The organism is Listeria valentina, from assembly GCF_011800755.1.
GTDB classification, from domain to species: Bacteria; Bacillota; Bacilli; order Lactobacillales; family Listeriaceae; genus Listeria; species Listeria valentina.
This window is the reverse complement of sequence record NZ_JAATJW010000100.1, coordinates 1-4,523: the sequence shown is the minus strand read 5'-3', so window position 1 is coordinate 4,523 and position 4,523 is coordinate 1. Positions and strand designations below refer to the sequence as shown.

Sequence of the window (4,523 nt, the reverse complement as noted above, 5' to 3'; positions counted from 1 at the left end):
CTAAAAATATAGCATAACCCAATATAACTACAAATAAAAGGCTCCAACTCACTGTAGTCTTCTCCACCTAGCTTACTAATTACAATCTTTTCTAAAGCATACTCAAAACTTTGTAATGCAATAAAATAAGCTTTTTGATTATGAAAAATTGTAACTCCTCTATAAAATTCTCGTTCTACATAATCAATTGACAAGTTTCTCTTCTCCAAAATGGACTCTATTAATTTATAGTTTTTATGCAAATAAGCTTTGAAAAGGTTTTGTTCAATTTCAGTTGCCAATAAACTATTCTCTTTAAATAGAAGATCTATTTTAACCTGTAGTCTGTCACACAATTTTTTCAAAATTAAAGCACTTGGAATATCTTTGCCTGCTTCAAATCGACTAATTAAACTTTGTGAACAAATTCCATTGGCTAAAGTCCTTTGTGAAAACTTTTTAGTTTCCCGTATCAATTTAAAATTCTTCTGTATTCGTTCCATGGTGTCTCTTCCTTTATTGAATTTCTATGATGCAAAAAAGCATTTCTTATTTTTTTGTAAACCGTGATAAATTAAAATCAGCAAAAAAAGGAGGTACTATCATGAATATCAAAAAATTTATTGTTGCTACTATTATCTTTTTGGGATTAGTCATTTCGCCGTTCACACATAACGTAAACACGGAAACTGTTTTAGCTGCAAATTGGGGAAAAACCAAGACTGTCACTTCATATCTTTCAAAAGCACAAATTAAGAGAAGGATTGGGAATCAAACTACTATTGCCGCAGTAACTGGTCCGATCGCTAGTGCTTTAGGTGCAACAGCGGGCGCAAAGGTCAAAACAGCATTGGGAAAAGGAGCCGCAGCTTTTGCAATATCATCAACAATTTCTCTAGTAAATGCAGGAGCAAAGAAAGAAAAGAAAAAACTGCAAGGATATTTAAAAAAATTAAAGCTGGTAAAGCTAAGGGAATTAAAATTAAACAAAAATATCAGTACGGTTATATGAATGGTTATGGATATACATGGGCAAAATCTGGAAATCCAAGTTTTTCACTATACTAGAAATCATTACAGAAAGAGAATTCTATCTCTTTCTTTTTTTATTGATCAGATCTCCCAACGTAAAACCAATAAACGATACAATAAAAAAGCTGATTGAGAATATCCAAACATTTCCTAAGTTGTCCAACATATAGTTTAATAGTACCAACAATACAGTTAATACAACCGATAGAACTAGGTTTTTAATCATAAGTTGCTTCTCCTTTCTTTTTACTAAAAATAGCATGAAATAAATTCACATAATATAAATAGAGCTTAAAAAAGAAATTGTTAATATTATAATTAACATGCTTATTACCTTGATTAGATATGAGTTCCTCTTCGCTTACATAAAAACTCTGAGATTTTAAGATGCTAGCATTTTTTGAACCATTCAGAATAACATAGCTTTAAAACACTGGCAGATTATATTCTTCCTTTTTTGCTGTTTTGGAACCAGTCAGAATAACATACCTCTAAAACCTCGGAAGTTTTTCCGACATTTCGTAATCGCAGTACTTGCCCACAGCAGAGCTTCAATTCTGATGATTCCTCTTCTATATTTCCAAAATGATTCGACTATCCACTAAAAATCTCAAGCCATCTAAATTATTATTATTTCTCACTTAGTATAACACAGCATTAAAACTTTCGTGCTAAAAGTTTATCCCCAACCGCCTTTTTGGTATAGAAAAAGACGGTCAATGCAAAAGCACTGACCGCCTTAACCCGTTAATTGATTAACGAATTTCTTTAATACGAGCCGCTTTACCGCGTAGGTTACGCAAGTAATTTTTGGTGTCAAAGGTATTTCAGAAATCTATCAACACGCTATCATATCAAGTATCAAGAGTGATTTCTATATCTAAGATAGTTCATTCATAAGTCACCTTTTTTCTATTTTTTGCCCCTTTTTTGCCCCTTTTTTTAAGCATAAATGTAGCCCCGACGTTTGTCAGGGCTTTATCTTTTTTATAAATTTTTTAAGGATTTATTGGTGTTTTCAAACGCAGCCTCTGCCGCTTTACTCCATTTTCCTTGAACCGAGCTAGAAAAAGAGTCCAAATAGGTCCCACTTGAGGACTTCACTTTTTGAACCGATTCTTTCTCCATCTCCTTCACGAGCTGTTTTCGTGTTTCGGAGGTAGCTTTGCTATGAGAAGCCGTAAAAAAGTGAATCAATGATTTTTCTGCCTTCTTTTGGATGTCGTCTAATCCTTTTGTTAAGCTATCAATCATAAATGCTCCCCTTCCTTCTTTTTAGCAAGCAAGTATTCCTCTTCATAACGAGATCTTTCTTTATCATAAGCCTGTGTAGTTTGTTCCATTTCCTCTTCCAGTTCACTTGTTAGTTGCTTTACCAAATAGCTTCCCTCTTCCTCTGCTTGTGAAAGAAAGGCATAGCCTTGCTTGATTGGTGGCAATCGTTCTGAATCACCATAATGAGAGGTTACATATCTTAAACGATCTGCCAAATCATCGAGGTTCTTTTTAAATTGTCTGTTTTGAAAATAGATTTCTTCTAAATTTTCTTCTTGTTTTTTATGCGCTCTTGTATAATCTTGTTCCAGTTCTTCGAATCGTCTTTGAAATGTAAACTCCATCTTACGCACTTCCAATCTGCTGAGCGAGCTCTTGATCCTTTTGCAACTGTTCAGCTATGGCATTCTTAATGTTGTTAATTAATTCATCATACTCTTTTTCAATGGCTGTTAACTTGGTTATTTTTTTCTGGTATTTCGCTTTAGGTTTCGTTCGAATACTCGCTTCTGTAGCTCCACCACTCGCCAGCGCATCCAATCTTTCGGATTCTGAGAGGGAGGTTCCAAGCGTTCGAGCATCTTTTAAAGTATCCCGCCACAAATCATCGGCATTATCCATTGCTTTCTTATACGTCTTTTGAAGTTCATTCATATCATATTGAATGGTCATCTTCATGCCTTGTGTTAAAGCTAAAGCTTCGGCGGCATCTAAAAAGATTTTTTCGGATCCAGATAAATGGCCGCCACTTTTGGCAAATATTTTCTTCAATTCTTCAAGGCCGTTAAGTTTTTCTCTTGTTGTACTTTTGGCCAAAGCAGCATACCCCTTAGCATCAGTCAGTACATTCCCATCTTTATCATATTGATAACCGCCCCACATATGTTGTTTGCCCATATCATTCACATCTTTAGAATCCACGGCAATTAATTGCCCGACATTTTCTTTATAAGCTCCATACCCTATCGTAACTGGGTCTTTAAAGTCCACATAATTATAAATTTTTCCCCGTAACGCTTCAGCCATTTTCTTTTGTTCAGGCGTTAAAAGGGAATAGGCATTGGGGCCTTCATATAGATAAGCTCCACCAATTCGCGAAGCATCTTTTTCATTAATGTCGGAAAGCGCATATTGGGCCGTCATTGAACCTAACGAATGGGCATAAACATAGTGTTTCGCATTGGGATACATTTTTAGTGAATTTTTCAGTGTATTGGCAGCAGATTTTAATTGCGGTGTCACAACTCTTCCGCCTGTATGCGTCAAAATTTGTGTAGCAGAAGGGATATCATTCTCTAGCCAGTCTTTCCAAACGTCCAAAGGTTCTTTTTTCCATTGATCAATACCTGTTGAACCTCTATACAAAACTGTGACTTCCGTAACCTTATTTCGATCATTACCAGAAGGACTTTGACCGAGATATTTATCTGTAATAATATAAGATTGTTCGCCAGTATTAGGATTATTTTTAATCTCTGAGACCACACCTATACGTTTTTTACCATTAGCTATCGTAACAGCGTCGCCAACTTTCAAATTATCATATTCTTTATTGGCTAATTCTACTCGTTCTTTATCGTTCAGATTAATCATTTGAATCTTTCTCCTGTAATAAGATGTCTAATTCATGCGAATAACTAATTCCACCAGCTTCTAATTTTCCATCATATTTATTTAGTGTATATTCAGTGGTAAGTTTGCTGTTGCCATTAATTATCAGACGTACATTTATTCCTCCCATAGGATTATGCTTGATACTGTCATAATCAATCTTATATGATTTTATAACTCCATTTTTTGTAAAGGCATTTGGATCTAAGTTCTTCAGACCCTCTTCAAATTGATTTTTTGCCTCCTCACTTTTCACAACCTCTTTCATGTCTTCATCCAACTTTTTATTATCCATGTACATCTTCCCTCCAACAATTGCTACAACTGCAATAATGATGACAACAATCGAAATGAAAATAATCCATCCCTTTTTCATCTCATCCCTCCATCTATTTTTCTCTATTTAACAAAAATGCCTCTTAAAGTATACAATAAGAGGCACTTTTTTGAAATTAAAATCCAAAGTTTTGAGAAAGTTGTTGGTCTTGTTCTTCCACGGCTGTCGCTGTTTTTTGAAGTTGCTGTTCAATTTGATCCATCAAGTTCGCGAACTCGGTTACTTTTGGTTTCAACTGATTAAACTGATCATCAAATTTTGCAAAAGCTTGTCCTTCCCATTCGCTCCG

Annotated in this window: 7 protein-coding genes; 1 reads left to right on the top strand and 6 read right to left on the bottom strand. The window is 34.8% G+C overall.

Annotation, left to right across the window (positions count from 1 at the left end):
- Window positions 1-482: helix-turn-helix domain-containing protein (locus HCK02_RS13220; protein WP_167630570.1), on the bottom strand; the 482-nt coding region annotated here is incomplete at its 3' end.
- A gap of 101 nt (window positions 483-583) precedes the next feature.
- On the opposite strand from HCK02_RS13220, the gene HCK02_RS13215 reads away from it, so the two are divergent.
- A complete protein-coding gene (locus tag HCK02_RS13215) occupies window positions 584-991 on the top strand; it encodes a hypothetical protein (protein WP_167630569.1) in 408 nt (135 codons plus the stop codon).
- A 1,007-nt stretch (window positions 992-1,998) separates the two neighbouring features.
- Here the strand turns inward: HCK02_RS13215 and HCK02_RS13210 are convergent.
- From HCK02_RS13210 to HCK02_RS13190, 5 genes are all read right to left on the bottom strand, one after another.
- Complete coding sequence (locus HCK02_RS13210; protein WP_167630568.1) at window positions 1,999-2,265, bottom strand: hypothetical protein; 267 nt, start codon at window positions 2,263-2,265, stop codon at window positions 1,999-2,001.
- Window positions 2,262-2,630 carry a hypothetical protein gene (locus HCK02_RS13205; protein WP_167630567.1) on the bottom strand — a complete coding sequence of 123 codons (369 nt, stop codon included), beginning with the start codon at window positions 2,628-2,630 and terminating at the stop codon, window positions 2,262-2,264. Before HCK02_RS13205 ends, HCK02_RS13210 begins: the two co-directional genes overlap by 4 nt.
- A 1-nt stretch (window position 2,631) precedes the next feature.
- Window positions 2,632-3,879 carry a hypothetical protein gene (locus HCK02_RS13200; RefSeq protein WP_167630566.1) on the bottom strand — a complete coding sequence of 416 codons (1,248 nt, stop codon included), beginning with the start codon at window positions 3,877-3,879 and terminating at the stop codon, window positions 2,632-2,634.
- Window positions 3,872-4,273 carry a DUF1310 family protein gene (locus HCK02_RS13195; protein WP_167630565.1) on the bottom strand — a complete coding sequence of 134 codons (402 nt, stop codon included), beginning with the start codon at window positions 4,271-4,273 and terminating at the stop codon, window positions 3,872-3,874. Before HCK02_RS13195 ends, HCK02_RS13200 begins: the two co-directional genes overlap by 8 nt.
- A gap of 76 nt (window positions 4,274-4,349) precedes the next feature.
- On the bottom strand, window positions 4,350-4,523 hold a 174-nt coding region (locus HCK02_RS13190), incomplete at its 5' end, for a WXG100 family type VII secretion target (protein ID WP_167630564.1).

What these genes read in the sequence shown, in the direction of transcription:
- HCK02_RS13210 (WP_167630568.1), bottom strand. Translation starts at nt 2,265, where the DNA reads ATGATTGATAGCTTAACAAAAGGATTAGACGACATCCAAAAGAAGGCA.
- HCK02_RS13195 (WP_167630565.1), bottom strand. Translation starts at nt 4,273, where the DNA reads ATGAAAAAGGGATGGATTATTTTCATTTCGATTGTTGTCATCATTATT.
- HCK02_RS13205 (WP_167630567.1), bottom strand. Translation starts at nt 2,630, where the DNA reads ATGGAGTTTACATTTCAAAGACGATTCGAAGAACTGGAACAAGATTAT.
- HCK02_RS13200 (WP_167630566.1), bottom strand. Translation starts at nt 3,879, where the DNA reads ATGATTAATCTGAACGATAAAGAACGAGTAGAATTAGCCAATAAAGAA.
- HCK02_RS13215 (WP_167630569.1), top strand. Translation starts at nt 584, where the DNA reads ATGAATATCAAAAAATTTATTGTTGCTACTATTATCTTTTTGGGATTA.